This is a genomic window from Salmonella sp. WC3 (assembly GCF_042932255.1).
In the GTDB taxonomy this organism is placed as follows: Bacteria; Pseudomonadota; Gammaproteobacteria; order Enterobacterales; family Enterobacteriaceae; genus Salmonella; species Salmonella enterica.
Window position 1 is genome coordinate 3440791 of sequence record NZ_CP170629.1, and the last position, 26457, is coordinate 3467247.

General features: G+C 56.5%; 30 protein-coding genes. 4 read left to right on the forward strand and 26 right to left on the reverse strand.

Annotated features, from left to right (window positions below; translation table 11 throughout):
- Positions 1–41 precede the first annotated feature (41 nt).
- From cysA to ACFK9X_RS16950, 9 genes are all read right to left on the reverse strand, one after another.
- A complete protein-coding gene (gene cysA / locus ACFK9X_RS16910) occupies positions 42–1139 on the reverse strand; it encodes a sulfate/thiosulfate ABC transporter ATP-binding protein CysA (protein ID WP_000021079.1) in 1098 nt (365 codons plus the stop codon).
- Entirely contained in the window at positions 1129–2004 is an 876-nt protein-coding gene (gene cysW / locus ACFK9X_RS16915) for a sulfate/thiosulfate ABC transporter permease CysW (protein ID WP_000852705.1), read from the reverse strand. Before cysW ends, cysA begins: the two co-directional genes overlap by 11 nt.
- Positions 2004–2837, reverse strand: coding sequence for a sulfate/thiosulfate ABC transporter permease CysT (cysT, locus tag ACFK9X_RS16920; RefSeq protein ID WP_085341476.1), 834 nt, complete (start codon positions 2835–2837; stop codon positions 2004–2006). Before cysT ends, cysW begins: the two co-directional genes overlap by 1 nt.
- A complete protein-coding gene (gene cysP, locus ACFK9X_RS16925; protein ID WP_151117098.1) occupies positions 2837–3853 on the reverse strand; it encodes a thiosulfate/sulfate ABC transporter substrate-binding protein CysP in 1017 nt (338 codons plus the stop codon). The genes cysT and cysP overlap by 1 nt, the downstream gene beginning before the upstream one ends.
- A 157-nt stretch (positions 3854–4010) precedes the next feature.
- Positions 4011–4802, reverse strand: a complete 792-nt coding sequence (gene ucpA, locus ACFK9X_RS16930; protein WP_000517460.1) for an SDR family oxidoreductase UcpA — start codon at positions 4800–4802, stop codon at positions 4011–4013.
- A 247-nt stretch (positions 4803–5049) separates the two neighbouring features.
- The gene (gene yfeX / locus ACFK9X_RS16935) at positions 5050–5949 is read right to left on the reverse strand and encodes a porphyrinogen peroxidase (RefSeq protein ID WP_000084583.1); all 900 of its coding nucleotides are present in this window, start codon (positions 5947–5949) and stop codon (positions 5050–5052) included.
- Positions 5950–6043: 94 nt separating this feature from the next.
- Positions 6044–6619, reverse strand: coding sequence for an RpoE-regulated lipoprotein (locus ACFK9X_RS16940; RefSeq protein WP_151117100.1), 576 nt, complete (start codon positions 6617–6619; stop codon positions 6044–6046).
- Between the two features lie 61 nt (positions 6620–6680).
- Complete coding sequence (locus tag ACFK9X_RS16945; RefSeq protein ID WP_061375752.1) at positions 6681–7130, reverse strand: DUF2919 domain-containing protein; 450 nt, start codon at positions 7128–7130, stop codon at positions 6681–6683.
- Positions 7117–7542, reverse strand: a complete 426-nt coding sequence (locus ACFK9X_RS16950) for a GNAT family acetyltransferase (protein ID WP_000406008.1) — start codon at positions 7540–7542, stop codon at positions 7117–7119. The genes ACFK9X_RS16945 and ACFK9X_RS16950 overlap by 14 nt, the downstream gene beginning before the upstream one ends.
- Positions 7543–7754: 212 nt before the next feature.
- Here ACFK9X_RS16950 and amiA point away from each other — a divergent pair, with 212 nt between their 5' ends.
- From amiA to ACFK9X_RS16970, 4 genes are all read left to right on the forward strand, one after another.
- Positions 7755–8624 carry an N-acetylmuramoyl-L-alanine amidase AmiA gene (gene amiA / locus ACFK9X_RS16955; protein WP_000102880.1) on the forward strand — a complete coding sequence of 290 codons (870 nt, stop codon included), beginning with the start codon at positions 7755–7757 and terminating at the stop codon, positions 8622–8624.
- A 2-nt stretch (positions 8625–8626) separates the two neighbouring features.
- On the forward strand, positions 8627–9541 hold the full coding sequence (gene hemF, locus ACFK9X_RS16960; RefSeq protein WP_151117102.1) for an oxygen-dependent coproporphyrinogen oxidase: 915 nt from the start codon (positions 8627–8629) through the stop codon (positions 9539–9541).
- Positions 9542–9561: 20 nt separating this feature from the next.
- A complete protein-coding gene (locus ACFK9X_RS16965) occupies positions 9562–9891 on the forward strand; it encodes a hypothetical protein (RefSeq protein WP_001194344.1) in 330 nt (109 codons plus the stop codon).
- A 128-nt stretch (positions 9892–10019) separates the two neighbouring features.
- Positions 10020–11297 carry a DUF1963 domain-containing protein gene (locus tag ACFK9X_RS16970; protein ID WP_000344437.1) on the forward strand — a complete coding sequence of 426 codons (1278 nt, stop codon included), beginning with the start codon at positions 10020–10022 and terminating at the stop codon, positions 11295–11297.
- Between the two features lie 199 nt (positions 11298–11496).
- On the opposite strand, the gene eutR is transcribed toward ACFK9X_RS16970, so the two are convergent.
- The 17 genes from eutR to eutS form a co-directional block, all read right to left on the reverse strand.
- The gene (gene eutR / locus ACFK9X_RS16975; protein WP_000753665.1) at positions 11497–12549 is read right to left on the reverse strand and encodes an HTH-type transcriptional regulator EutR; all 1053 of its coding nucleotides are present in this window, start codon (positions 12547–12549) and stop codon (positions 11497–11499) included.
- Between the two features lie 47 nt (positions 12550–12596).
- Positions 12597–13091: an ethanolamine utilization microcompartment protein EutK gene (gene eutK / locus ACFK9X_RS16980; protein ID WP_151117104.1), complete on the reverse strand. Its 495-nt coding sequence runs from the start codon at positions 13089–13091 to the stop codon at positions 12597–12599.
- 12 nt (positions 13092–13103) lie between these two features.
- Positions 13104–13763 (reverse strand): ethanolamine utilization microcompartment protein EutL, encoded by a 660-nt coding sequence (gene eutL, locus ACFK9X_RS16985; protein WP_001111056.1) that lies wholly within the window; start codon positions 13761–13763, stop codon positions 13104–13106.
- Positions 13764–13772: 9 nt separating this feature from the next.
- The gene (eutC, locus tag ACFK9X_RS16990; RefSeq protein WP_000372354.1) at positions 13773–14669 is read right to left on the reverse strand and encodes an ethanolamine ammonia-lyase subunit EutC; all 897 of its coding nucleotides are present in this window, start codon (positions 14667–14669) and stop codon (positions 13773–13775) included.
- Positions 14670–14687: 18 nt separating this feature from the next.
- Positions 14688–16049, reverse strand: a complete 1362-nt coding sequence (gene eutB / locus ACFK9X_RS16995; protein ID WP_000769990.1) for an ethanolamine ammonia-lyase subunit alpha — start codon at positions 16047–16049, stop codon at positions 14688–14690.
- Between the two features lie 11 nt (positions 16050–16060).
- Positions 16061–17464: an ethanolamine ammonia-lyase reactivating factor EutA gene (gene eutA, locus ACFK9X_RS17000; RefSeq protein ID WP_001097509.1), complete on the reverse strand. Its 1404-nt coding sequence runs from the start codon at positions 17462–17464 to the stop codon at positions 16061–16063.
- The gene (gene eutH / locus ACFK9X_RS17005; protein ID WP_000512359.1) at positions 17461–18687 is read right to left on the reverse strand and encodes an ethanolamine utilization protein EutH; all 1227 of its coding nucleotides are present in this window, start codon (positions 18685–18687) and stop codon (positions 17461–17463) included. Before eutH ends, eutA begins: the two co-directional genes overlap by 4 nt.
- 119 nt (positions 18688–18806) lie before the next feature.
- Positions 18807–19994: an ethanolamine utilization ethanol dehydrogenase EutG gene (gene eutG, locus ACFK9X_RS17010; RefSeq protein ID WP_151117106.1), complete on the reverse strand. Its 1188-nt coding sequence runs from the start codon at positions 19992–19994 to the stop codon at positions 18807–18809.
- Positions 19984–20823: an ethanolamine utilization protein EutJ gene (gene eutJ / locus ACFK9X_RS17015; RefSeq protein WP_000929675.1), complete on the reverse strand. Its 840-nt coding sequence runs from the start codon at positions 20821–20823 to the stop codon at positions 19984–19986. The genes eutG and eutJ overlap by 11 nt, the downstream gene beginning before the upstream one ends.
- A 10-nt stretch (positions 20824–20833) precedes the next feature.
- The gene (locus tag ACFK9X_RS17020; protein WP_151117108.1) at positions 20834–22234 is read right to left on the reverse strand and encodes an aldehyde dehydrogenase family protein; all 1401 of its coding nucleotides are present in this window, start codon (positions 22232–22234) and stop codon (positions 20834–20836) included.
- A gap of 11 nt (positions 22235–22245) precedes the next feature.
- On the reverse strand, positions 22246–22533 hold the full coding sequence (gene eutN / locus ACFK9X_RS17025; protein WP_001522340.1) for an ethanolamine utilization microcompartment protein EutN: 288 nt from the start codon (positions 22531–22533) through the stop codon (positions 22246–22248).
- Positions 22534–22645: 112 nt separating this feature from the next.
- The gene (gene eutM, locus ACFK9X_RS17030; RefSeq protein WP_000387716.1) at positions 22646–22936 is read right to left on the reverse strand and encodes an ethanolamine utilization microcompartment protein EutM; all 291 of its coding nucleotides are present in this window, start codon (positions 22934–22936) and stop codon (positions 22646–22648) included.
- 40 nt (positions 22937–22976) lie between these two features.
- On the reverse strand, positions 22977–23993 hold the full coding sequence (gene pta / locus ACFK9X_RS17035) for a phosphate acetyltransferase (protein ID WP_151117110.1): 1017 nt from the start codon (positions 23991–23993) through the stop codon (positions 22977–22979).
- Positions 23990–24793 carry an ethanolamine utilization cob(I)yrinic acid a,c-diamide adenosyltransferase EutT gene (gene eutT / locus ACFK9X_RS17040; protein WP_000997656.1) on the reverse strand — a complete coding sequence of 268 codons (804 nt, stop codon included), beginning with the start codon at positions 24791–24793 and terminating at the stop codon, positions 23990–23992. The genes pta and eutT overlap by 4 nt, the downstream gene beginning before the upstream one ends.
- Positions 24790–25479, reverse strand: coding sequence for an ethanolamine utilization acetate kinase EutQ (eutQ, locus tag ACFK9X_RS17045; protein WP_000733867.1), 690 nt, complete (start codon positions 25477–25479; stop codon positions 24790–24792). Before eutQ ends, eutT begins: the two co-directional genes overlap by 4 nt.
- On the reverse strand, positions 25457–25936 hold the full coding sequence (eutP, locus tag ACFK9X_RS17050; RefSeq protein WP_151117112.1) for an ethanolamine utilization acetate kinase EutP: 480 nt from the start codon (positions 25934–25936) through the stop codon (positions 25457–25459). The genes eutQ and eutP overlap by 23 nt, the downstream gene beginning before the upstream one ends.
- Before the next feature lie 12 nt (positions 25937–25948).
- Positions 25949–26284 carry an ethanolamine utilization microcompartment protein EutS gene (eutS, locus tag ACFK9X_RS17055; RefSeq protein ID WP_001031445.1) on the reverse strand — a complete coding sequence of 112 codons (336 nt, stop codon included), beginning with the start codon at positions 26282–26284 and terminating at the stop codon, positions 25949–25951.
- Between the last annotated feature and the right edge of the window lie 173 nt (positions 26285–26457).

The following is a 26457-nucleotide window of genomic DNA, read 5'->3' on the forward strand; positions in this document are numbered from 1 at the left end:
ATGCGTAGCGCCACCGGGCGATAACTATACAAATTAACCTATCAGGCCGATTGCGCCAGAGCAAGTTCCTCTTCACGCGTTTCAATACGCTGGTCGCCGTTATACAGACGCGCTTTTTGCAGTCCAACAAACAAACGCTCGCCGCGAACCGGAACATCCTCACCCGCCATCACCACCGTCAGCGGATCGTGATACCACCCCAGCGGCTGTACCACTAACTGTGTATAGTGACCTTTCGGGCTGGCCTCAATGACCTGTACTGGTAGCGGAGAATCCAGGCTGGTGCGGCGGCTAATATCCACCTCCCACGGACGCAGGAACAGATCGACCGGCCCCTGGTACGCGGGCGTATAACCCAGCGGCCAGCGATGCGCGCCAACGTAAAACTGCCCGCCGCGGACGGTGCCTGTCAGGCGGTTCACCTCGCCCATAAACTCCAGTACGAAGCGGGTTGCCGGTTCACGCCACACTCGATCCGGCGCATCAGCCTGTTCGATATTGCCCTGACTCATCACCACCACCCGATCCGCCACTTCCGTCGCTTCTTCCTGATCGTGGGTGACAAAGACGCTGGTGAATTTCAGTTCTTCATGTAACTGGCGTAACCAGCGACGTAACTCTTTACGTACCTGGGCATCCAGCGCGCCAAACGGTTCATCCAGCAGTAGGATTTGCGGTTCCACGGCAAGCGCGCGCGCCAGCGCCACGCGCTGTTTTTGTCCGCCGGAAAGCTGGGCGGGGAAGCGATCCGCGAGGTGCGCCAGTTGCACCATCTCCAGCAATTGCGTCACTTTCGTTTTAATCGCCGCCGCAGTTGGGCGGTCGCGTCGCGGCAGCACCGTCAGGCCAAAAGCGATGTTGTCAAACACCGTCATATGGCGAAACAGCGCATAGTGCTGAAACACAAAACCGACTTTACGCTCACGCGCGTGCAGGCGGCTAACGTCCGTACCGTGGAAACGAATATGGCCGCTGGACTGATGTTCCAGCCCGGCAATAATGCGCAGCAGCGTCGTTTTACCGGAACCTGACGGCCCCAACAAGGCAACCATCTGGCCGGAAGGAATATCCAGCGAGATATCATTCAGTACCTGAGTGCGACCAAACGATTTCTTAATTCTGGCGATCTCAATGCTCATGATTTTCCTCCTGTTGCGCGCGTTTTTCCTGATTCTCCAGACGCCATTGCAACATGCTCTTCAAAAACAGGGTAATAATCGCCATTAGCGTCAACAATGCGGCGGCGGTAAAGGAGCCGACGGTGTTGTAGTCCTGCTCCAGTAATTCAATCTGTAACGGTAGCGATAACGTTTCGCCGCGAATCGAGCCGGACACCACCGACACCGCGCCAAACTCGCCAATCGCGCGGGCGTTGGTTAATACCACGCCGTAGAGTAGCGCCCAGCGAATATTCGGCAACGTCACGCGGCGAAACATTTGCCAGCCGGATGCGCCCAGCAAAATAGCCGCCTCATCTTCCTGACTGCCCTGGCTGAGCATTACTGGCACCAGTTCGCGCACCACAAACGGACAGGTGACAAAAATAGTGACCAGTACCATCCCCGGCCAGGAGAACATCATTTGTAAATTATGCTCATCCAGCCAGCCGCCCAACGGGCCGTTGGAACCATAAAACAGCAGATAAACCAGACCGGCCACCACCGGCGAGACGGCAAAGGGAATATCCAGCAGGGTCAGCAGTAGCTGACGTCCGGGGAAGTTAAAGCGCGTCACCAGCCACGCCAGCAGAATGCCGAACACCAGATTCACCGGCACTGCGATCAAGGCAATCAACACCGTCAGCCAGATGGCGTGCAGCATGTCCGGATCGGCCAGATTTTGCAGTACCGGCATTAACCCTTTGCTGAACGCCTGCACGAAGATGTAAATCATCGGCACCAGCAGGATAAACGCCGAAACCAGCATCCCGACGCCAATCAAAAACCATTTTCCCCAGTTAATGCGGGGGACGTCGTATCGCTTCAATTGAGTCACTTCCGCCATTAATGACCTACCACACGTCGACCAAAGCGACTTTGCAGAGTGTTAATTGAGAACAGCAGCAGCAAGGATGCCGCAAGGATCACCGAGGCAATGGCGCTGGCGGCGGGGTAATCAAACTCCTGCAAACGCACAAAAATCATCAGCGAGGTCACTTCTGTTTTCCAGGCGATATTTCCGGCGATAAAAATCACCGCGCCAAACTCGCCCAGGCTACGGGTAAAAGAGAGCGCCACGCCGGCAATCAGCGCAGGCGACAGCTCAGGCAGCACGACTTTGCGAAAACTTTGCAGCCGGGTGGCCCCCAGCGTTTGTGCCGCTTCTTCATATTCCGGCCCCAACTCTTCCAGTACCGGCTGGACGGTGCGCACCACAAATGGAATGCTGGTAAAGGCCATCGCCACCGCAATACCGAGCCAGGTATAGGTCACTTTGATATCAAACTGCGCAAGAAACTGACCGTAGAAACCGTTCACTGAGAACAGCGAGGCCAGCGTTAACCCCGCTACCGCTGTCGGCAGCGCAAACGGCAGATCCATCAGCGCATCCAGCAACGTGCGCCCTAGAAAACGGTAGCGGGTTAAAATCCACGCCATCAGCAGGCCAAACACGCCATTAAAAATCGACGCTACAAATGCCGCCAGTAGCGTCACTTTATAGGCAGCCACCACCTGAGGGTTGGTCACGACATCCCAGTATTGCGCCCAGCTCATCTGTGAGAGCTGCATCACCAGCGCGCTCAACGGCAACAGTAGGATCAGGCAGACAAACAGCAAACTGGTGCCGAGGCTTAACGTAAAGCCGGGCAGCACGCGTCGGGAAGAAACGGCAAGCATTACTTACGCCCCGCCGCCAACAGTTTGTCCAGCTCGCCGCCGCTGGCAAAGTGCGTTTTCATCACTTCCGGCCAGGAACCAAACTTTTCTTCCACGCGGAACAGTTCGGTCTGCGGGAATTTATCTGCTTGCTTGCCCATGATTTCCGGGTTATTCACGCGGTAGTAGTAATGGGTGATGATGGTCTGCGCCTGCGGGCTATACAGCCAGTTCAGGTAAGCTTTGGCGGCTTTTTCTGTGCCGTTGGCCTGCACGTTTTTATCCACCCAGGCAACCGGGAATTCAGCAAGAATGTTCGTTTTCGGGATCACCACTTCAAATCCCTGGGCTTCATATTGTTTGCGGATATTGTTCACTTCCGACTCAAAACTAATCAGCACATCGCCCAGACCACGCTCGGCAAAGGTAGTCGTAGCGCCGCGACCGCCGGTATCAAACACTTCGACGTTTTTCAGGAACTGGGTCATAAACTGTTCGGTTTTGGCTTTATCGCCGCCGTCCGCGTTATCCGCCGCGCCCCATGCCGCCAGATACGTGTAACGGGCGTTGCCGGAGGTTTTCGGGTTAGGGAAAATCAGCTTCACGTCGGAACGTACAAGATCGCTCCAGTCGTGAATATTTTTCGGGTTCCCCTTGCGCACCAGGAAGCCCATCGTGGAATAGAATGGCGAACTGTTGTTCGGCAGACGGCTTTGCCAGTCGGCAGGGATCAGTTTGCCTTTATCATGGAGAATCTGTACATCGGTCACCTGATTGTAGGTCACGACGTCTGCCTTCAGTCCCTGCAAAATCGCCAGCGCCTGTTTTGATGACCCGGCATGAGACTGCTTAATCGTCAGCTTATCGCCGCCGTTATCCTTCGCACATTGTTGCTCAAACGGTGGGTTAAGGGCGGCAAACAGCTCGCGGGAGACATCGTATGAGCTGTTCAGCAGTTCCGTCGCCTGTACCTGACCGACCAGTAACAGAGACGCCGCCAGCGTCAGAGCATTTTTTTTCAGGAAGTTAACGGCCATTGCGCACCCTTATAAATTTAATGACTTTCTTATGATCATCATATTTATAACCAGCGCTAAAGGAGTAACGGTTTTATATACCGTTTGTTGATTTGAAAGTTGAAAAGGGAATAAGAGAATCCCTCCCCACGCGGCGCGGGGAGGAGACCGGCATCAATCAGACGCCTACGCTTACGCTTTCAGGCAGGGTACTGCCGCCATCAATGACGTTTTGCGTTCCGGTAAGATAGCTGGACTCATCGGAAGCCAGAAATGCCGCCAGTTCCCCTACTTCCAGCGGATCGGCAAGGCGGCGTAGCGGAATGGCTTTTGCCATTTCCGTTAATACCGACTCCGGATCGTCAGGATTAGACTGACGGGCAATGCTTTCCGCCATCGGCGTTCTTACATAACCGGGGCAAATGGCATTCACGCGAATACCGGACTGCGCATACTCTACCGCCAGCGATTTGGTTAAACCGACAATGGCGGCTTTTGACAGCGCATAGGCCGTTTCACCCGGGTCCGCCACCATATCTCCCGTGACGGAAGACATCATCACAATGCGGCCATCTTTACGTTTAATCATCTCCGGCAGGACGGCTTTGGTGACGTTCCAGACACCTTTAATATTAATATCAATGTGGAAATCGCGATCTTCTTCACTCATATCGAGGAAGTTGCCCAGACGGCACACGCCAGCGTTATTCACCAAAATATCAATTCTACCTTCAGTCTCTTTGGCGCGCGCAACCGCCGCCTGCACCGAAGCAAAATCTCTGACGTCAGCCTTAACGGCAGTACAGCGATGTCCGCGCCCGCCCAGCTCATCCGCCAGCTTTTCAATCTCATCGGAGATATCCAGCAAGATTAAGTTCGCGCCGTGGCGTGCGAATACGCGAGCGATCCCTTCGCCAATGCCCTGCGATGCGCCCGTAATCAATGCTGTCTTGCCCGTGAGTTTACCCATTTTCAATGTCTCCTTTTGAATATGGAGTCTTACACTCCATTAACACTGAAAATACAGTAATAACAAATAAGTGCTGAGGAATAGCTCACTAATTCAGGTAAATATTAGGTAAAAAAATCCCCGCGGAGGCGGGGATGGGCATTTTCATGCTGTTTCATGCTGTTCTGCCTGATGGCGCTGCGCTTATCAGGCCTACCAATCGTAGGTCGAATAAAGCGTTTGCGCTGCCATCCGACAGGGTTTTACCTTATAGCGCTAACAGGCGATCCAGCGACGGCGCAAAATAGTAGCCGCCAGTCACCGGTTTGGTGAAGCGCAGCATCGCGTCGCGTTTACCGTCGGTATCGCCGAACATACTCAAAAGCTGCTGTTCGATATTGTGCAGACGTGCGCAGTAAGCGCAGAAATAGAGACCATGAGTACCGCTGGCGGTGCCGTATGGCAGGCTCTGGCGTACAATCTTCAGCCCTTTGCCATCTTCTTTGAGATCGACGCGGCTCAGGTGAGACGTTGCCGGACGCGCATCGCCATCAATCTCTTCATTGGCTTCTTTGGTACGCCCGATCATCATCTCCTGATCGTGAATACTCATCCGGTTAAGTTGCTTGAGATTGTGTTCCCAACGCTGCACGAACACATAACTGCCGCCGGCATCCACGCCATCTTTGATCACCGCCACTTCACGACGCGTCTCTTCGCCCGCCGGGTTCTCTGTCCCGTCGACAAAGCCGCTCAGATCGCGTTCTTCCACCCAACGGAAGCCGTGAACTTCTTCTTTCACGTCGATACAGTCGCCGAAGGCTTCCATCGCCGCCTGGGCAACAGAAAAATTCACATCGTGGCGCAGGGAAAGGATATGGATCAGCACGTCATACTGCGTGGCCGGCGCCAGCCCTTTACCATAAGGAATAAAATCTTTCAGTTCTTCCGCCCCGACGCCGCCGCTCAGAGCGCGCCAGGTGTTGTTGCCAAACGCCACAACGGCCCCAAGATGGGCGTCCGGAAATTTGACTTCGAAGGTCGCCAGTTTATCGGCAAATGTTCTGCTGGCCGCGCGCAGGGCGTCCAGGTCGCCTTTCACATTGGCTTCAATCCAAATTGCCGCACGGCAATGTTCCGGCAAAATGCCACTTTGAACCTGAGACATGATTCCTCCTGAAAATGAGAATGCCACGCAGTCGTGGCATTAATGGAGGCTATTTTACCTTGTTTTTAAGCGAAGCGGTTTGTTCAGGCGCAAATTAACGACGCCAGATAATTTTGCGCACGTCCCAGTTTTTTAAGACGTCATCAGGAGGCATTAAGCCTTCCGGTCCGCTCCACTCGCCGGAGAAAACATAGCTAATATGCTGACTTCCCTCGGCTTTACATTCGACGCTGGTATGGCTATCGCTGGAAACCGGCTCGCAGTGACCAAAAGCTTTGCTGTAAAGGTCGCTAAACGGCGTACCGATTTTGCCCCCCGCGGCGGTTGGGATATCGCTGTTCAGCACATCAATACGGCTCACGGTTCCCTGCTCGCCGTTGATCACCATCGCGACATTGTCGCCCTTCATCGCTTCGAAAAAGCGCACCACGTTGCCGTTATCGGTTTTCATACCGCTACGCAGGCGATAATCGCCATCTAATGCCCCTGCAATAGCCGGCTCTTCCAGCGGCGTGGCGGCGGTCAGCGCTCCCACGCCTTGCTCAGTGACTTCTGTCGAGGAACCAAACCAGCTCCACGGATTTGCGGCAGACCAGTTGACCGAGGAGAGCGTCGAGCAGCCGGTCAGCGCCAGCGGCAGTGCGAGTAAAGTCAAACGCAGCGATTTCATCTCACTTCCTTTCTTTTATTAATTAACGTTGGTTGGAGTGCGGGTTCGCCAAAAAGTGCCGTTATTCTTTCTCAAGGGAAAAACAGGCACGCAAACGTTGATTGGTTAACAGCCAGATCAGCGCGACGATGTCCGCCAGCAGCAGCGCCAGCCCGACGCCGTTGACCGGGTCGCCACCCAGCCACATCACCGGCAGCCAGCACAACGACACCAGTTGAGCGAGGATCAGGAGTCCGCGTAGCCAGCGCCACACACCAGGAACCGCTTCACGCCGCCCGCTGAGTAAAAACGCCACTACCGCCGGAACGCCGGGCAACAGCCCCAGCCAAAAATTATCATGGTCGGGATAAAAAAAGTTTAACAAAGTATTACCCTGTCCACGGGATGAACCGGCAATGACAAAGAGTACCCAGGCGCGCGCCTGAAGTAGCAGTACGCACCAGAACAGAAACGGCAGGCGTAAACGTCCGTTTACATCATAATCGGCTGGATGAAACTCAGTACTCTTCATCTTCAATCAGGCGTTTACCCAAACTTAGGGCGTCAGAATGCTCATACCCCAGACGTTCATACATGCCCAGCACAACGTCGTTATCATCGCGCACCATAATTTGGATTTTCGGACACCCGCGGGCGATGAGTTTTTTTTCCAGCCGGTTAAGCAACGCATTCGCAATGCCGCGCCCGCGGAACTCCGGGTGAACGCCCAGGTAATACGCCGAGCCGCGATGCCCGTCATAACCGCCCATTACCGTACCGACGACTTCGCCGCTAACTTCCGCAACGAGGAACAAGCTGACATCGTGATTCACCTTGCGTTCAATATCCATTTCAGGATCGTTCCATGGACGCAGCAGGTCGCAACGCTCCCAGAGGGTAATCACCTCTTCGAAATCTTCCTGGCGAAAAACGCGTATTTCCATGGTATTCGTTGCCTTTTCGGGTGGAAAAACCAAGATTATGGCGCAAACATCTGATTCAGCCAATATCTGACGCGATGTAGCGGAAAAAATGGCATAATGGCGATGTGTCACGTATTGAAATGAAAAGTAAAACAATTCTCATCACCAACCGTCGTAACGGATTACGCGATACGATATAACATCTTGAACTTAATTTTCACAACTCAGGCCGTATGAGCACTTTTAAACTCCTAAAAACTCTCACTTCGCGCCGCCAGGTACTCAAAACAGGTCTGGCGGCCCTGACGCTGTCAGGTATGTCGCACGCAATAGCCAAAGAAGAAACGCTAAAAACCAGTAATGGTCACAGCAAACCCAAAACCAAAAAAACCGGCAGTAAACGGTTGGTGATGCTCGACCCCGGACACGGCGGCATCGATACCGGCGCGATTGGCCGCAACGGTTCTCAGGAAAAACACGTCGTACTGGCAATTGCCAAAAACGTGCGCGCTATTTTGCGAAATCACGGAATCGATGCGCGTTTAACCCGGACAGGGGATACCTTTATTCCGCTGTACGATCGGGTGGAAATCGCCCATAAGCACGGCGCGGATCTGTTTATGTCTATTCATGCCGATGGTTTTACTAACCCGAAAGCAGCGGGCGCTTCCGTTTTTGCGCTTTCCAACCGCGGGGCCAGTAGCGCCATGGCGAAGTATCTCTCCGAGCGTGAAAACCGCGCGGACGAAGTGGCGGGTAAAAAAGCCACTGACCGGGATCATCTATTACAACAAGTTTTGTTTGATCTGGTGCAAACCGATACGATTAAAAACAGTCTGACGCTGGGTTCGCATATTCTCAAGAAAATCAAACCTATACATAAATTACACAGCCGCACTACCGAACAAGCGGCTTTTGTGGTGCTAAAATCACCGTCAATTCCGTCGGTACTGGTCGAAACCTCGTTTATTACCAATCCGGAAGAAGAACGCCTGCTGGGCACAACGGCGTTTCGCCAGAAAATCGCTACGGCGATCGCCAACGGCATCATCAGTTATTTTCACTGGTTTGATAACCAGAAAGCGCACACGAAGAAACGGTAATCATGAAACCCGATGCACATCACGTAAAACAGTTTCTGCTACGCCTGCAGGATGATATTTGCCAAACGTTATCCGCTGTGGATGGCGCAAACTTTGTCGAAGATAGCTGGCGACGCGAAGCGGGCGGCGGCGGACGCAGCCAGGTATTACGCAACGGCGGGATTTTCGAACAGGCGGGCGTTAATTTCTCTCACGTTCACGGCGATGCAATGCCCGCGTCCGCCACCGCGCATCGGCCAGAACTCGCCGGGCGTAGCTTCGAAGCGATGGGCGTATCGCTGGTGGTGCATCCGCACAATCCGTATATTCCCACCAGCCATGCTAACGTGCGCTTTTTTATTGCCGAAAAACCGGGCGCCGATCCGGTGTGGTGGTTTGGCGGCGGGTTCGATTTAACGCCCTACTACGGCTTTGAAGAGGATGCCGTTCACTGGCACCGCACCGCCCGCGACCTGTGCCAGCCGTTTGGCGACGATGTGTATCCGCGCTATAAAAAGTGGTGCGACGACTACTTTTTCCTCAAGCATCGTAACGAGCAGCGCGGTATCGGCGGCCTGTTTTTTGACGATTTGAATACGCCGGATTTCGACCACTGTTTTGCTTTTATGCAGGCGGTCGGTAACGGCTACACCGAGGCGTATTTACCGATTGTCGAACGACGCAAAGCGATGGTCTGGGGAGAGCGGGAGCGTAATTTTCAACTTTATCGCCGCGGTCGCTACGTGGAGTTCAATCTGGTATGGGACAGAGGCACCCTGTTTGGTCTGCAAACCGGCGGGCGCACTGAATCTATCCTGATGTCGATGCCGCCGCTGGTGCGCTGGGAATACGACTGGCAGCCAGAAGCGGGTAGCCCGGAAGCGGGTAGCCCGGAAGCGGCGCTGAGCGAGTTTATTCAGGTACGCGACTGGATTTAACTTATTTATAAAGTAAAACAATGCAAACAAATACACGGAAAGTAGTAACCAGTGACGCCAAATGGCATCCCCATCTGGGTATAAGTTTTATTGGCTGCCTGCTTGCCATTACACTAGAAATATATTTTGAAGAAAGAATATTCATCCCTCATAGCGGAGGGGTGAGCTTCGGTCTGATCGTGCTTCTGGTTATCAATATGGTGACCATCCCTGTGGTCATGGCCCTGATAGCATTACTCTGCTTTATTATTCATATTCCGCGTAAAAGCGTTAACTGTATCTTGCTATGCCTACTGTCATGTATTTTGACGATAGCCGGTTTGTTTATCGCCTATCCGGTTGGCCGTTGAATAAAAGCAGGCTCGTAGAAATAAACGAGTTCATTGTAGATAAAGAATTCGGATAACCGCCCGCTGCCGTTATCATTAGTAAAACAGTACAGTAAGCACTCGTAGAATTTGCAGTGGAGCACTACCGCATGGACGAGCGTATTCCTTGTAAAAACCCGCAATGCTCACACTTCATCCTGCCAGCAACGGCTGCCCGCACGGAGGGCTATTGTATGCCCTGCGTCCAGGCGCGCTATCGGCAAGAGCAGGAAGAATATATCCGGAAAAACAGAAAAACGATCGACGCGTTCAGTGGCATTACCAACCCTGTTGAAATGCTTAAACTCGTTCATGAACCCCGGGAACACGATCCGTTAATCGAGTGGATTCCCTGCCCCATTCCGACCGATGAGCTTTACAAAAAGCTCTCCGATGATGAAAGCCGCGACATGGTCGATTATGCAGAAGAATTATTTGATTCCGGATGGCAGGAGGAAGCTCAGGAAATTGCGCTGTGCCTGGCGGCATTTACCCGGGCCAATCTGGATAATTTCCTGCGCCAGGTAATAAATGAAGAAGAACTGGAGCTCTCTTCACCCCTACCTTTTCACCGTGCGCCGCCTGACGTACGCGACGCGCTTTTGCAGAAGGTGGAAACCGATGACGAAAACCGTGACGGCATTCTTTGCGCCCTGGCCTGGATTGGCGATGAGGTTGTCGTTGAGCATTTTAACCGCTGGCGCCAGGAACCACCTGCGTGGAGTGCTTCACTTCATATCCTCCCTCATCGCTATGCTCACCAGGCGGGATGGGAGCTCACTGAAAATGGCCGCAGGCGCGATCTTTACTTTACGCAATGTACCCATCTGGTAAAACAGGCACCTGAACAGCCTGCCGTTTTTCGCGCCGTCGCAGAATATGGTGAAAACTGCCCACACTGTTCCCTGCCGCTAATCAATCTGTTTGAGGTTGCGCCGAGCGCCGTCGGCCTCAGCACGCAGGGTTGGCCCGGTCAAATTCGTATTCTGACCTGTCAGTGTTGTACGGCATATAACACCGTTTTCGCCACCGTCGATCCACAAGGCCAGCCGCGATGGTGCGAAAAAAATGCGCTCTCGACGCTGGCGGTGGAGAATTCCTCTGACTGGATAACGCTACCGCTTGATGTTCTGCACCCCGGGGAATCCCGTTTGCCGCTATTCGCTGCTGAAATATTTTTACCCACCACCTTCTCACAGCTCGGCGGCCATCCCGCATGGGTTCAGGATGCAGACTATCCCACGTGCCCAACGTGCGCGCAAACGATGATGTTTCTTGCGCAGCTAAGCTATGAAGATATCGAGGAAGAGGAATATGCGGAAGGAATGCTTTATGGGTTTATCTGCCCCTCCTGCCAAACAACGGCAACGTCTTATCAGCAAACATAAACGCTCATCCTCATGATCTGATGACAAAACTGTTTTGCACGTTGTGCGCGCGGTTCCCCGGAGGCGGCGCTGGCGCGCCTTGTCCGGGCTACCAACCACAGACGGCAGCGAATCCGTAGGCCCGGTAAGGCGCCAGCCGCCACCGGGCAATTCCCGACACGCGCACGTTATCAGCAACCGGAGAGCCTACCCATCAATATCAAGCCCATTGCCGCATCCGTTGATGCAGCGTCAACGACGGTTTTTCGGCAAATAATTGCTGATAATCGGTGGCAAATTGCCCCAGATGCCAGAATCCCCACTGCATCGCGGCATCTTTGACCGTGGCGCTCTGCGACCACGGGCTAATCAGTTCCCGGCGTACTGCGTTTAAGCGAATACGTTTCAGCCACGCATTGGGGCCAATGCCCAAAATGGCGTGAAACGCATTTTGCAGCGTGCGACGGCTTACGTGTAGCTGGTTACATAAGTCGAGCACCGTCAGCGGCTCCGACATATTTTCCAGCACATATTCCCGCGCCCGCGACAGTAGCCTACGATATCCCTGATGGCTGATGCTCTCAGCGCTATGAATCGGCTTCGCCTCTTCCAGCATCGTGCCCATCGCCAGCAACAAATTATCACTCAAGACCTTACGCACCGCAGGTTGATGCAGGGTTTCAGGACTCTCGCTGAAGGTGGCCAGCGCCTGCTGCACAAAACCCCACAGCGCCGCTTTATGCTGCTCTTTTACCTCCAGAGCTAACTGGTTACGTAGCATATGCAGCACCCTTTCCGGGTTATGCAAAAACGTGGCCTGACGGGAAATAACATCTTCCGAGATAACGACGCCCAGAATGGTGTAATCATCCGGCGTACTCAGTTCAAACTCGGTGCCTCCCGGTCGGGTGGCAATCTCGGCGCTGCCGAGCCCCTGCGCGCCGATAAATCCCTGTTCGCCGCGCGTCGCCGGAATACCAAACCAGAAAGAGTTTGGCCAAACCAGACACGACTGACGCAGCGCCAGGCCGGTGTATTCACGGAACACCTGAATCTCATCAAGCAGGATTTCCGTGAACTCGCCATGAAATTTACCCGGGTGTAACTGATCGTAGATCTGCTGCCAGGCGGTGATAGTCAGAGCATGTTCATAGACATCCGTCGTCCGTCGCTGATGAACATTGTCCACCTCGACTCTGGGCGTAAGTTTAACGTCTTCGGGTAACGCTTCATGATAAAGATGGTGCAAATTCGCTGTACGGGTCTTTTTCATGATCTTCTATGCCGGACGCCCGCCAGGACGCCCGGCCCTCCGACAGATTAATTTTTGATGCGATAGCGACTACTGCGTTTACGCAACGCTCCGTCAGAAAAGAGTTGTTCCAGCACGTTTCTGGCCTGCTCCAGCGGCCAGCCAAAATGCGCGGCCACCTCTCCCGCCGTCATTCCCTGGCGTACTGATGCCAGCAGCGCCAGTAACGCTTCGGCGAACTCAGGCGTTGCGGGTACCTGGGGCGCTTTCTCAGTCGGCATTGTCGCACGCGCAAACCCGCCAATCAGCCACTGGGTGTCCTCTTCCGGGCGACCAATTTCTTTGCGGCTAATCACACGACCTGTGCGCTGCGCGGCGGCGCTTCCGGCATCCAACGCCGCACGACACGCCGCCAGATCGCCCTCCACCACCAGAGTGAGCCTGCCAGGGTCGAGCACTTGATGACTGAGCAAACGCACGTTGGCCGCTTTCAGCATGGCATCCGCCGCATCGACGGCGGCGACCATTCCGTCCACTTCCAGTAATCCCAGGGCATTGATCATTGGCAACCTCCGTTACGCACGCTGGACAGGGTTACGAGCGATATCCAGCACGGCGTCGGTAAAGGCGTTGCAGGCGGCTTTACACGCGGCCTGGCTTCCCGTTAAGAACGCGGCCGAATAGTTGGTTTCCGACGGCGGCGGCACGTAAGTCACCAGTTGAACGTCAGCGGATTTCATCGCCGCGTCAATGCCGAATGTCGCTTCCAGCGGCGGCGCCACCAGATAGGCCATCGGATCGCCCAGCGCGATACCTGCGGTAGACGAGAGGTACGAGCCGGTACGCGAAACCACATGCGCCAGGAACGCGGTATTTTCCGCATCGTTCGCCCACTGGAACGCCGCGCCGTTTTCAATACTGGCAACCATCGCATCCAGACCGGCGCGCACTTCCGCCGGGTTCGGTCCGCCCAGCATAATCAACACCTCACCGGCGGTCGGCGACGGCCCGTGAGCCGCCCCGGCATAGAGGGAGCGGCCATAGACCACTTCCACCATCGCCTGTTTTGTCGCTTCATCAGCGGCAATATAGGTCACATCATCAGAATCTGCCGTGATGAGTCCGAGGCTACGTATATGTGGCGGTAATTTAAGTTCCCGCGCAAAGCCGTCATTCACGGAGGCAATCACGCGCATGGCAGTCACTGAAGGTCGAATCAAATCTAATGCAGGCATGATGTCTCCTTAACGGGTCATGTTAATGCCGGACGCTTTCTGCTCCAGCATCCGTTTGGCCAAATCCACAATCACGGCGGCAGCTTCTACTGGCGGCGTCCCCCCCTGATGAATGTTTGAAATACAGGTTCTGTCGGCCTCGACGGTGGTCGCCACGCGCGGGGAATAGACGGCGTAGCAGGAGAGGCTTTCCGACTGCCCCAGCCCCGGACGTTCGCCCACCAGCAGGATGACGACCTTCGCGCCGAGAATTTCGCCAATCTGATCTTCAATCTTCACGCGGCCATAGCGCACAAAGAACGGCGTGCCGACGTTCAGCCCGGCCTGCTTCAGACCGGCAAGCAGCGGCGGCAGGATCTCTTCATAGTTGGCAGTGATCGCATCCGTAGAGAGGCCATCGGAGACCACTACCTGCACATCCGGGTTCATCACGCACTGCGACTTCAGCGCGTCAATGGCTTCCGGGCTCAGGCGACGCCCCATATCCGGGCGCGTCAGGTACAGGTTTTTGTCGCTGATTTCCGAACGCACTTCCAGCAGCCCTTGCGCTTTTACCCACTCTTCCGGCACTTCTTTGAGCACGGTATCTTTCGAACGGGAGTGATCCGCCAGGAAGCGCAACAGCGCCTGGGTGCGCGGACGCGGCCCGGCACGCCCCGTACAGACGCGTGCCGCAGTACTGCGACGCAGTTCGGTCAGCACGTCCGCACGATGCGGATTCTCGACGCCAATCCAGGCTTTTGCCTCTGCGGAACCTAAATCCAGCGCGCAGCTTTCGGTCACCGTCGGCGCGGCGCACTGCGGCTTTGCGCCTTCCTGCGTTGACGGCGCGACGGGCTGCGGTACGTCCTGTCCCATTGACGCCATCACGCTACGTACAATTTCTTCAATCTGTTTTTGATCCATGGTGTTATCCCCGCGTCATCAGAAGAATAGTGACGGATCGCCCGCCCGTTTGGTCAGACGACCGTTTGCCATAATGCCCATCGTTTCCAGCCAGCGTTCAAACTCCGGCGACGGCCGTAAATTCAGCAACTGACGGACGGTGGCGGTATCGTGGAAAGCGGTAGTCTGGTAGTTGAGCATGATGTCGTCGCCGAGCGGCATCCCCATGATGTAGTTACAGCCGGCAGTGGCGAGCAGAATCATCAGGTTTTCGTTAAGGTTCTGGTCGGCGTCGGCATGGTTGGTATAGCAGCAGTCGCAGCCCATTGAGATGCCGCTCAGCTTGCCCATAAAGTGATCTTCGAGACCGGCGCGGATAATCTGCCTGTCGTTGTAGAGATACTCCGGCCCGATAAAGCCCACCACGGTGTTCACCAGGAACGGATCGTAGTGGCGAGCCAGCCCGTAGTTACGCGCTTCCATCGTCACCTGGTCGGCACCAAAGTTCGCGCCAGCAGAGAGCGCAGACCCTTGCCCAGTTTCAAAGTACAGGCAGTTTTCCCCGGCGATGCGGTTGAACTCCGCCCCCACGGCCCGCGCTTCATCGAGCATAGCCAGCTCGACGCCGAACTCTTTTAAGCCCTTCTCGCTGCCGCAAATGCTCTGGAAAATCAGTCCGCCCGGCGCGCCGCGGCGAATCGCTTCAATCTGGGTGGTGACGTGCGCCAGCACGCAGCCCTGGGTCGGAATATTGAATTTATCGATAACGCCGTAAACGGTGTCGAGCACGCGGGTCAGGTTCTCCACGTCATCGGTCACCGGGTTAACGCCGATCACCGCATCGCCTGCGCCGAAAGAAAGCCCTTCGTAGATTTGCGCGGCGATACTCTGTACATCGTCACGGGTATCGTTCGGCTGCAAACGGCAGCTAAAGGTGCCCGGAATACCGATGGTGGTATTGGCTTTTTTGATCACCGGCATTTTCTTGCCGCCGTAGATCAGGTCAGCGTTGGAGCAGATTTTCGCTACTGCCGCCACCACTTCGGAGGTCAGGCCTTTGCGGGTAAACGCGATGTCGTCCACGGAGGTTTCATCGCTCAGCACGTATTCACGCAGTTCGCTGATGCTCCAGTTTTTAATCCGGTTATAGGCCGTTTCGTTGACGTCGTCCTGAATCAGGCGCGTCACGCAGTCCTCTTCATAGGCAATCACCGGATTGTTGCGGATATCCGCCACCGTCATTTCCGACAGTACCTGTTTTGCCGCTACGCGCTCCTGCGAACTTGCCGCGGCAACCCCGGCCAGCACATCCCCCGAACGCAGTTCGTTGGCTTTAGCCAGTACCTCTTTTACATCCTTAAACTGATAAACATTGCCGAACAATGTGGTCTTTAGTTTCATAAGTCGTTCCCTCAGGAAGGAAATGCGAGTGATTTCACCGTCACCGGCACAACCGATCCGCCAAAAAGAGGCGTACCAATGTCGATATAGTCTCCCGCCCGCACGACCACCTCATCGATGACCGCCAGCGGAAGTTGCGGTAACTGTGGGCGCAATAACATGCCCAGCGCTTTACCAAAATCCTGCTCGGCCACCACCAGCAGGGGATGTGGATTGGGATAACGCGCGACAAAAGCCGTCAGCGCGTTGATGACCGTGAGTAATGCGGCGTAACGCACCGGAAGCGTGGCGGGAAGCGCCAGCACGTAAGCGTCGGTTTGCGGGTCGAGATCAAGCTGGAGAAGCGCCTGCCGCCAGGCGTTCACCAGATCGGCGTCATCCTGCGGGATCGCCACCGGCAGGTTGCGCAGCGGCAGTTGGACGTCTTCCAGCCAGATAGTACTGCCGGAAAGCGAGAGCGTATGGGCCCCTGCGCCAATCACCGTGGCGCGTACGGTTTGCGCCGGAAACTGCACGTTCATCTCGCGCAGACGCGGGTGCTCATGCAGCGCGGTCGCCAGCAGCGGTCCAATGTCAGAAAAGCAGAACGGATCGGCAGGCTGATGGCGATAGCACTCGCCCACCCCGCCGGAAAGAGTGATCACCTCCGGCGTAATATCGGCGGGCAGCAGCCCGGTTTGCATCAGCGATTGCGCCAGCGGCGAAAGCGCGCCGGTGATAACCTCGACGATGAGATCCGCCATCCGCCGCGCCACCTGCCCCAACTGTGCGGCAGCTAAGGCGCGAGCATCAGTACCCGAACCGAATACCTCATCGATAATCATCTGCCCCGGCTGATGGGCATAAACCACGCGCCCCTGAGCGTCGGTTTCCAGCAGGCGACCACCGACGTTAAGGCAGGCGGTGCCGCTGACTTTTCCCGCGTCAAACAGCGCGTAGTTAGACGTGCCGCCGCCGATATCAATATTCAGCACCCGGCACATCCGCTGCTCAGACAAGCTTTGCGCTCCGGCGCCGTGACCGGCAATGACCGATTCCAGATGCGGCCCGGCGCTGGCGACCACAAAGTCGCCCAGCGACTGCGAGAGCGCCATGACCGCCGGACGGGCGTTGCGGGTTTTGGCGCTTTCGCCGGTGATAATGATAGCCCCTGAGTCCACCGATTCAGGCGCGATGTCTGCGGCCTGATACTGGGCCAGAATCAGCGCTTTAAGTTCGGCCTCTTTCAGACCGCCCTGCTTATCCACGGGCGTAAAGAAGACCGGGCTTTGCCAGCTAATGTCGCGTTTGATGAATTCGTAGCGCGGCACCTGCGACACCGCCGCACGGTTAACCAACTCCAGGCGCGAGAAGATCACCTGCGTGGTGGTGGTGCCGATATCGATACCGACGCTCAGTAGCTGGCGAGTGTTCACGATTGCGCCTCCGCTTCGGTTTTCACCTGGGCGGCGTCATCTTTCGGCACCAGCATCATCGCCACGCCAATCGCCGTCACGCCGCCGATCAGCTTGCCGACAATCATCGGGAAGATCATGGCGTTCATGTTGGCGGCGGCGAAGCCTAAATGGTCGCCCAGCGCGAACGCCGCAGAGACGGCAAATGCGCAGTTAATCACTTTGCCGCGGGTATCCATCTGCTTCATCATGCCGAACATGGGGATATTGTTCGCCAGGGTCGCTACCATGCCTGCCGCCGCAATATTATTTACGTTCAGCAGTTTACCGACATTCATCAACGGTTTTTCAAACCAGCGGGTCAGTAACAGCACCATCGGATACGCGCCAAGCAGCACGCAGGAGATAGAGCCGATCACTTCAATGGCGCGCATCACTTCGCCGGGTTTGTCGCCTGGCGCCATAAAGATCGGGTCGAGTCCCGGAATCAACTCCCAACCCAACAGGAATTTAACCACCGCAGCCGCCAGACCGATGGTGATCAGCGCCACCAGAAATTTGGCGAAAATCTGGAAACCGTTGATCATTTTTTCCGGAATGAACTTCAGCCCCAGCGCTACCAGCACCGCGACGATCAATACCGGGATCATGTTCATCAGGATCAGCGCGAAGGTAAACTCCACTGGCTGACCATTGATCTGCACGCCTGAGTACATGGCGATCAGTCCCCCCGCAATGCAGCCAATGGGAATGGTGACGATACCCGCGAGTACGCCAAGCGCCAGGTAGCGGCGGTCAGACGGTTCGATAATGCCGAGCGCCACCGGAATGGAGAACACAATGGTCGGCCCCATCATCGACCCAAGTATTAACCCTGAGTATAGCCACGCCGCGACATCACCGCCGGCCAGCTCTTTGGCGAGGAAGAATCCGCCCATATCACAGGCCAGCAGCGTACCCGCGAACATGGATGGGTTCGCGCCCAGCATTTCGTATACCGGGATAATAACCGGCCCCAGTACATGCGCCAGCACCGGCGCCAGCGCGGTCATACCGACCATCGCCAGCCCCAGCGCGCCCATCGCCATAAAGCCCTCTTCAAACTGGCCGCCAGACCCCTCGATACTCTTGCCGAATTTACCGAGGAAGCGCGCCGACCCGCCGAACTGCGACAGGATTCTGTCCACGGCGGCAATCAGCATAAAGAACATCATGATGTACATGATGATTTCGTTAATTCCCATAGCCCCTACTCCCTGTCATTTTTGATTTGTAAATCGGATAAGACGTTTACGTCGCCTCCGGCATTAACGCCGTGTTATTGCCGGATGGCGGTGCGAGCACCTTATCCGGCCTACAGGCATTACCCGGCAGCCGCGTACAGGTCGATAATCTGTGCCTGTGTGGCGGTGCGTGGGTTACTGCGCAGACAAATATCCTCCAGCGCGGCTTGCGCCCACGCGCTGTAGTGTTCGGGTTTGGCGCCAGCGTCAGCCAGCCGTTTGCTCTGCCCCACTTCGGCAATCAGCTCGCTCACCGCCGCAATTGCATCGCGATCGTCCGATTTCTTATTGGTTAACGCCCGACCGATTTGACTGAAGCGCTCGCGGCATACCATCCGGTTAAAGCCCATGACCGTCGGCAGCAGCATGGCGTTGGCCTGGCCGTGCGGAATATGCAGCGCCGCCCCTGGCTGGTGCGCCATCGCATGACACAGCCCCAGACCAGCGCTGGAAAAGGCCATTCCCGCCATACAGGAGGCCAGTAACATATTTTCACGCGCCGCCAGATCGTGGCCGTAACCCACGGCTTTCGGCAGCGATTTGCCAATCATCGCTATCGCGCCAATCGCCAGGCTGTCGGTAAACGGCGTGGCGTTGAGCGCGCTGTAGGCCTCAATCGCATGCGTCAACGCATCGATACCGGTCATCGCCGTCACGTTTGGCGGAACGCCTTCGGTCACGGCAGCATCAAGAATCGCCACGTCCGGCATTAGTGACGCGTGCGCCAGCACCTGCTTGCGCCCGCTGACCGCGTCGATAATCACCGTCACGTTGGTGGTTTCAGAACCGGTTCCGGCGGTGGTCGGCACCGCAATCAGCGGCAGACGCGGGCGTAATGTACTGCGCTCGGTCATGGCGCTCAGCGTCTGGTCAGGGTTAGTCACCAGCAGGGTGACCGCTTTCGCCGCGTCCAGCACCGAACCGCCGCCAAAGGCCACTACGCCGTCGCACGCCGCCTCACGCAGTTGCGCCACCGCCGCGCAAACATCGGTGATGCACGGCTCGCCTGGCGGACACGGCCAGACCGTCATCGCCACGCCTTTCATCGCCAGGCTGCGTGCCAGCGGCGCGGTCATTCCCGCCTGATGCAGGAAGCTGTCGACCATCACAAACAGATGGCTTACGCCTCGCGCTTGCGCTTCCTGGCCGCAGGCGCCGAGCGCCCCAAGTCCGCACAGCGTGACCGGCGGTACGCTGAACGTTTTCACCCGTTGCAGATTCAGGGTGTCGAATGCCTGAAACAGCGCCGTCTGTAGTTCAGCTTGCATAGAGTCCCTCCGCTTTCGCTCTCCCGCTGTTAGCTATCGCCAGCGGGGTCATAAACAGGCTGTGCTGCGGTAAATGCACCTGTAACTCCGGGAAACGCTGGCGAAATAACGCCTCCACGCCCGGCTGCATACAGGAACCGCCCGCCAGCCATAAATCAGCAATTCCTTGCCCTTCAATGTGGCGAGCAACGATTTCCGCCATCTTTTCGTACACCGGCTTCACTACCGGCCAAATCTCCTGCGCATTGCTGCGCTTGTACTGTTCCGCCTCTTCCAGGGGAATACGGCGGTTGCCCGCCAGCGTCAGGGAGATATGGTGCCCGCCAGTGGCTTCATCGGCGGAGTAAGTCACCTTGCCCTGTTTGACAATGGCAATGCCGGTAGTGCCGCCGCCAATATCCACCACGCCTGCATTATCAAGCGCCAGCAGATCCGCTACCGCCGTCGGTTCATCCAGTACATGGCTGACTTCTAACCCGGCAGACTCCAGCACGTTGATCGAAATACGCGGGTCGGTGCCTGGCGGAAACGAGGTCGCCGCGTGGGTAAAGCGGCAGCCGAGCTGCTGTTCAAGGGTGTCGAGATGGCGGCGCACGAGGGTGACGGCGCCGAAGAAATCCCAGACGATGCCGTCACGCACAACGTCGGCCCAGTCAAGGCACACCGCCACCGGCTGGGCGTTGCCGTCGACCACCATCGACACCACGTCGCAGGTGCCCAAATCGACGCCCAGCCACAGCGGTGTATCGCTGGCGGCGGGCGTCTGGTTACACAGGGCCGCCGCTTTTTGCAGTCTTGGGGTGAGCCAGAGTTGTTCGTCGTGCGCCATGAGTCATCCCTTATACAATGCGAAACGCATCCACCAGCACGCATCGACGCAGCCGCACAAAGGTACGCGCGCTGGTCACCCCTTCGCCGGTTGGCGTAGTGATAGTCATGGTGGTCCAGCCTTCTCCGCCCAATCCAAGCCCGGCAATGCACGGCCCGTTTTTGACGAAAATGCTGGTGTCGATGGCGTTCGCCATCTGGTTCATGTTGTCGATATTGCGCGAGTGCATCGCCGCCGTATGGTGGCAACCGCCTTCAAGCTGAACCGCCAGGGCGATGGCTTCTTCGACGTTGGCGACCCGCACCACCGGCAGTACCGGCATCATCATTTCAGTAACGGCAAACGGATGGTTGGCGGGCGTTTCCACAAACAGCAGGCGCGTTTGATCCGGGACGTTCAGGCCGATGGCTGCGGCGATCTTGCCCGCGTCACGACCGACCCAGTCACGGCTGACGGTGCCTTTGCCGCGTTCATCGATATTCTTCAGCAGCACCGGCTGGAGCTGTTCGGCCTGAGCGGCGGTCAGTTTCACCGCGTGCTGACCTTCCATCAGACGCATCAGCTCGTCGGCGACGCTATCCACCACAATCAGCACTTTTTCGTCGGCACAGATGATGTTGTTATCAAACGACGCGCCTTTGACGATGGATTGTGCAGCGCGCGGCAGGTCGGCGGTCTCATCCACCACCACCGGGGGATTACCGGCACCGGCGGCGATCAGGCGTTTATTAGTATGTTTACGCGCCGCGTCCACCACCGCTTCGCCGCCAGTCACCACCAGCAGGCCAATACCGGGATATTTGAACAACCGCTGGGCGGTTTCGATATCCGGGTTCGCCACGGTGACCAGCAAATTTTCCGGGCCACCGGCGGCGACCACCGCCTGATTGAGGAGAGTGATTGCCCGCTGAGAGACCTTTTTCGCCGCCGGATGCGGGGCAAACACGACGCTGTTGCCTGCGGCAATCAGGCTGATGGCGTTATTAATCACCGTCGCCGCCGGATTGGTGGACGGCGTGACCGAGGCCACCACGCCCCACGGCGCATTTTCAATCAGCGTCAGGCCGTTATCGCCGGTCAGCACCTGCGGAGATAAACACTCGACGCCCGGCGTGCCGCGCGCCTGCGCCACGTTTTTGGCAAATTTATCGTCAACGCGTCCCATGCCGGTTTCGCTGACGGCAAGTTCCGCTAATTCTCGGGCGTGTTTTTCGCCCGCTTCGCGAATGGCATGAACAAGCTGGCGCATCGCCACGCTCTTCAGCCCCTGCTGGGCCCGTTTTGCTGCCGCCACTGCGTCATCCAGGGAGGCAAAAACGCCCATCTCATGAACAGTACTGGCCGGCTGGCTGCTGTCTTTCATTTTCAGCAGTACCGCTTTCACCACCTGTTCAATATCCTGTTGATTCATGATGTTCAATCCTATTTATGGAAAACCACTTTCCCGCCAGCCACCACTTCATCGACGATGCCAATGACGCACAGATCGACCGGTGATAATTCGCTGCGATGCGCCTGGCGTGCGGAACTGCCGCTGACCAGCAGTACCCACTCTCCGGTTCCCGCCCCGATACTGTCGATGGCGACGGCACACTGCCCGTCGGGGTTGCCCTGGGCATCGATCATTTCCACCATCAGCAATTTGTCATGCGCCAGTCCCTGATGGCGGACGGTACATACGATTTGTCCTGTGACGACTGCCAGTTTCATATCCGCCTCCATGGATTGCCCGTTGGGTCGTAGGCCTTGAATCTGCGCACCATCAGGCAATGGCGCGCATTCATGCCGGATGGCGACGCTGCGCGTCTTATCCGGCCTACCATCAAATGTTGCTGTCGCCTTTGAAGCTGATCGGGAACACTTCTTCCAGATCGCCGTGCGGGCGTGGAATCACGTGTACAGAGACCAGCTCGCCAATGCGCTGCGCCGCAGCGGCGCCAGCATCGGTTGCGGCTTTGCACGCCGCCACGTCGCCACGCACCATGGCCGTACACAGGCCACCGCCAATCTGCTTCACGCCGACCAGCTTCACGCGTGCGGCTTTTACCATCGCATCTGAGGCCTCAATCAGCGCAACCAGGCCCCGGGTTTCAATCATTCCTAATGCTTCCATCGTGTTTTCCTCTCATTAAAGGGGTCCAGAACGGGACCGTTCATTCAACCAGTGTGTGTAAGCTGCGTTCGCGGCTCACGTCAGCCTGGCGCGGCACGGCTGCCACCAACGCCAGTTCGATAATTTCCTGCACGCTACAGCCTCGGGAGAGGTCGTGAAGCGGCGCGGCAAGCCCCTGAATTAGCGGCCCAACAGCGCGATAGCCTCCCAGACGCTGAGCGATTTTGTAGCCAATATTGCCCGCCTCCAGCGACGGGAAAATCATCACGTTGGCGCGGCCTTGCAGCGGGCTGTCAGGCGCTTTTTGCGCGGCGACCTCCGGGACGAAAGCGGCGTCAAACTGCAATTCACCGTCCACAAGCAGTTGCGGCGCACGTTCGCGAACGAGCTCTGTCGCCTGCTGCACGTTGGCGACATTGGGGTGACGGGCGCTGCCTTTGCTTGAAAATGACAGCATCGCCACGCGCGGCTCTTCGCCGGTAATGGCCCGCCAGGTGTCGGCGCTGGCGATAGCGATATCCGCCAGCTGCGCCGCCGTCGGCTGCGGCACTACGCTGCAATCGGCGAACCCTAATGCCGTGCCGGCATACTGCGGCAGCATCAGGAAAATAGACGACAATGTTTTGCACCCGGGTTGCAGGCCAATCACCCGCAGCCCTGCGCGCAGCACATTCGCCGTTGACGACAGGTTGCCTGCGATACACACATCAGCCTCACCGGCGCTCACCATGGCGGCAGCGAACATCAGCGGGTCGCTAAGCTTTTCCACTGCGTCCGGCGGCGTTTTTTCTCCGGCACGGGCAAGCCAGCGTTGCGCAAAACGCTGGCGCATACTCAGGTTGCTGTGTGGGTCGATGACCTGAATGCCATCCATCGCCATACGATGACTCAGGGCAAACTGACGCAGCGCAAACGGACTGGCGACCAGAACGGGGCGAGCCAGACCGTACTGTTGCAGGTAATGCGCCGCTTTCAGCACGCGTTCGTCCAGCGCATCGGGAAAGACGACTCTGGCGGGGGCGCGTACCGCTAGTTCGCGGGCGCGTTCAATGATCATGGCTTCTCTCCCAACCGTTGTTGAATTTGGGCGACCGTCAGCGGATGTTTCGCCACGCTCAAAATCATCATCACGTAAACCGTGCTGGAGAGACGGTTCAGCGCCTGTAAAATGTCCGGGCGCAAGACCTCAAAACTACGGGTAATAAACACTTGTGCGGCGAGGGTTTCCGTTTCGCGGACTTTGGTTCGCAGCAGATTAAGCAGCGCCGCATCGCGACCGTGGCTGGCCTCCGGCACCAGGTGATCGTGGTCGAGATAGCGCAGCGGCTGGTGGGAAAGCCGATGCAGCTCATCCTCGTTCAGCCCGACGATAGACTGCGCCGCCAGTGGTTCATCTATAGCGTCGGCGCGCATAATGTTGCCCAGCCGCGAGCGGATATCGAAAAGCCACGGCTGCCAGGGTTCCGCCAGTTCGATTTGTAGCCACACGGTCAGCGCGATGGCGCTGTCGAGCGCGGCGCGAAAGCCGAGGCGCGGGTCGCTTTTGGCGACCATTTTGTCCGCCGTCAGATGGGTCAGCGTATCGGGCTTTTTCACCACCGGCTGGCGGCACAGTTCACAGCAGGCCTGTGGGTGCGTATCGCTACTGGTTAAGCCATGTACCGGCTGCGGCTGCTGTTCGTCATCATCGACAAACAGCCGGCCTTGCGGATCCAGAAACTTAATGCGCAGGCGACGACTTTCCAGCAGTTCCCGGGCCGAGGGCGTCAGGCGGGCATCAGCGGGCAGATGGATTTCCGATCCTTCGCTGAGCGTGTGATTCGCTCTGAGCCACGTTTCGGTGATGAAATCGTTCATACGGATTGCCAGTTCGCAGGCCAGGCGACGTACAGGAAGCGCACGGACGTTGGCGTGCCAAATTCAATGCTGGAGCCTTTAGGGATGAACATGACATCTCCGGCTTTGGCAATCATGGTTTCGCCTTCATGGCGTACATGCAATTCGCCCTCAAGCACCATGTCGATTTCGTCGTAGTTCAGCGTCCACGGGAAAAAGGCGTTGTCCCACTGCATAAACCCGGCGGCCATGCTGCTGCCGTCCTGCTCTGTAACCAGATCGGTTAAGCCGACGCAGTGCGGTTCGGCGCCGTCGAAGCGGCCAAATTTCACGCTGCTGCCGTCAATGACTTTCACGCCGCCTTTACCCGTGACGGAGGTAAAGCTCGGCTGCATCGTCCCCAGTTCCAGCGACTGCTTTTCCTTCAGCACTTTTTCCATCAACTGCGCCACCAGGCTTTCAGTAAACTGCCCTTCCGGGAGCTGCGCGATGATGGCTTCCCGAATGCGCTGGCTTTCGCTTTTACACGCCTGCGCCGATGTGGATGCCGGGACGGACTCGTCGCATTCGGTAATCGTGAAGCCCAGTAGTTCCGCCACTTCGCGAGCCTCCGGGGTAATAATGCTGGCGCGCAGCACTACCGACATCGCCTGTTCGCCGCGGGCGTGGGCCGCACGAATATCGTTAGCTGTGATAAGTTTTTTCACCTGCCTCTTCCTCCTGTTCACTGAGAGCCGCCAGATAATCCACCAACTGCCGCACGCTTTGCGGGTCGTGGCCGTTGAGCTCGAAAATCGGCTCCCGGAATCCAATCTCGCAAAGCAACTGCCGCGTAGCGGCGACGTCGGCATCCGGCATGTCCGTTTTGCTGATAACGGCGATATGTCGTTTACGGGTTCCAACATCCAATAACCCGGCAGGTAAGCGACTTTCTTTATCGTTTGCCGCGTGGACATAAATCAGCGTGTCCACATCCTGCAACGTGGTAATTAAGGCGTGATACCAACGGGGATGGCTAAAATATTCACCCGGCGTATCGATATCGCCATGATCATTAAATTCCACGGCCTGCGTTTTTCTGGCGAGGGAATAATTTCCCCGTAACACGTTAAAAAGCGTTGTTTTTCCGGCACCGACCGCGCCGACAAAAGCAATACGTTTCATTACCGCCACCAATTAACTTTTTGTTAACTCACACAGGGTAAAGTTTAATAATCGCCCCAGCCCGCTGACCGTCTGTAATAGCGCTTCTTCTACTGCGCCGACGGTGCCATAAATCACCAGCGCGCCGCTAAATCTATCGAGAAAACCGATGTGTACATCCGCAGCCTTCATCGCTAAATCGCCAGCGATCATCGCCGTTTCCCCCGGCGTTAAAGTCATAATGCCAATCGCGCCAGCATCGGGAACGCCGATCTTTTTCGCCAGTTCTTCACCAGGGTGCGCAATGAGATGCGCCAGCGTGACCTGTTTGCCCGGCACAAATTCCTGAATAATGCGTTCTTTATTCATTGCTCACCGTCTCCACTGAAACTGCCGTCATCGTGGCAATTTTTTGTCGGAGTAAATAACAAAATTCGGCAAGGTGATGTAAAAGGTGAGGTAGATCACTAAGAGAAAGAAAATAAAAGTGACTTCTGTCGAAGGTGTTAACGATAAATATCGTGGTGCATCACATTTTCAGG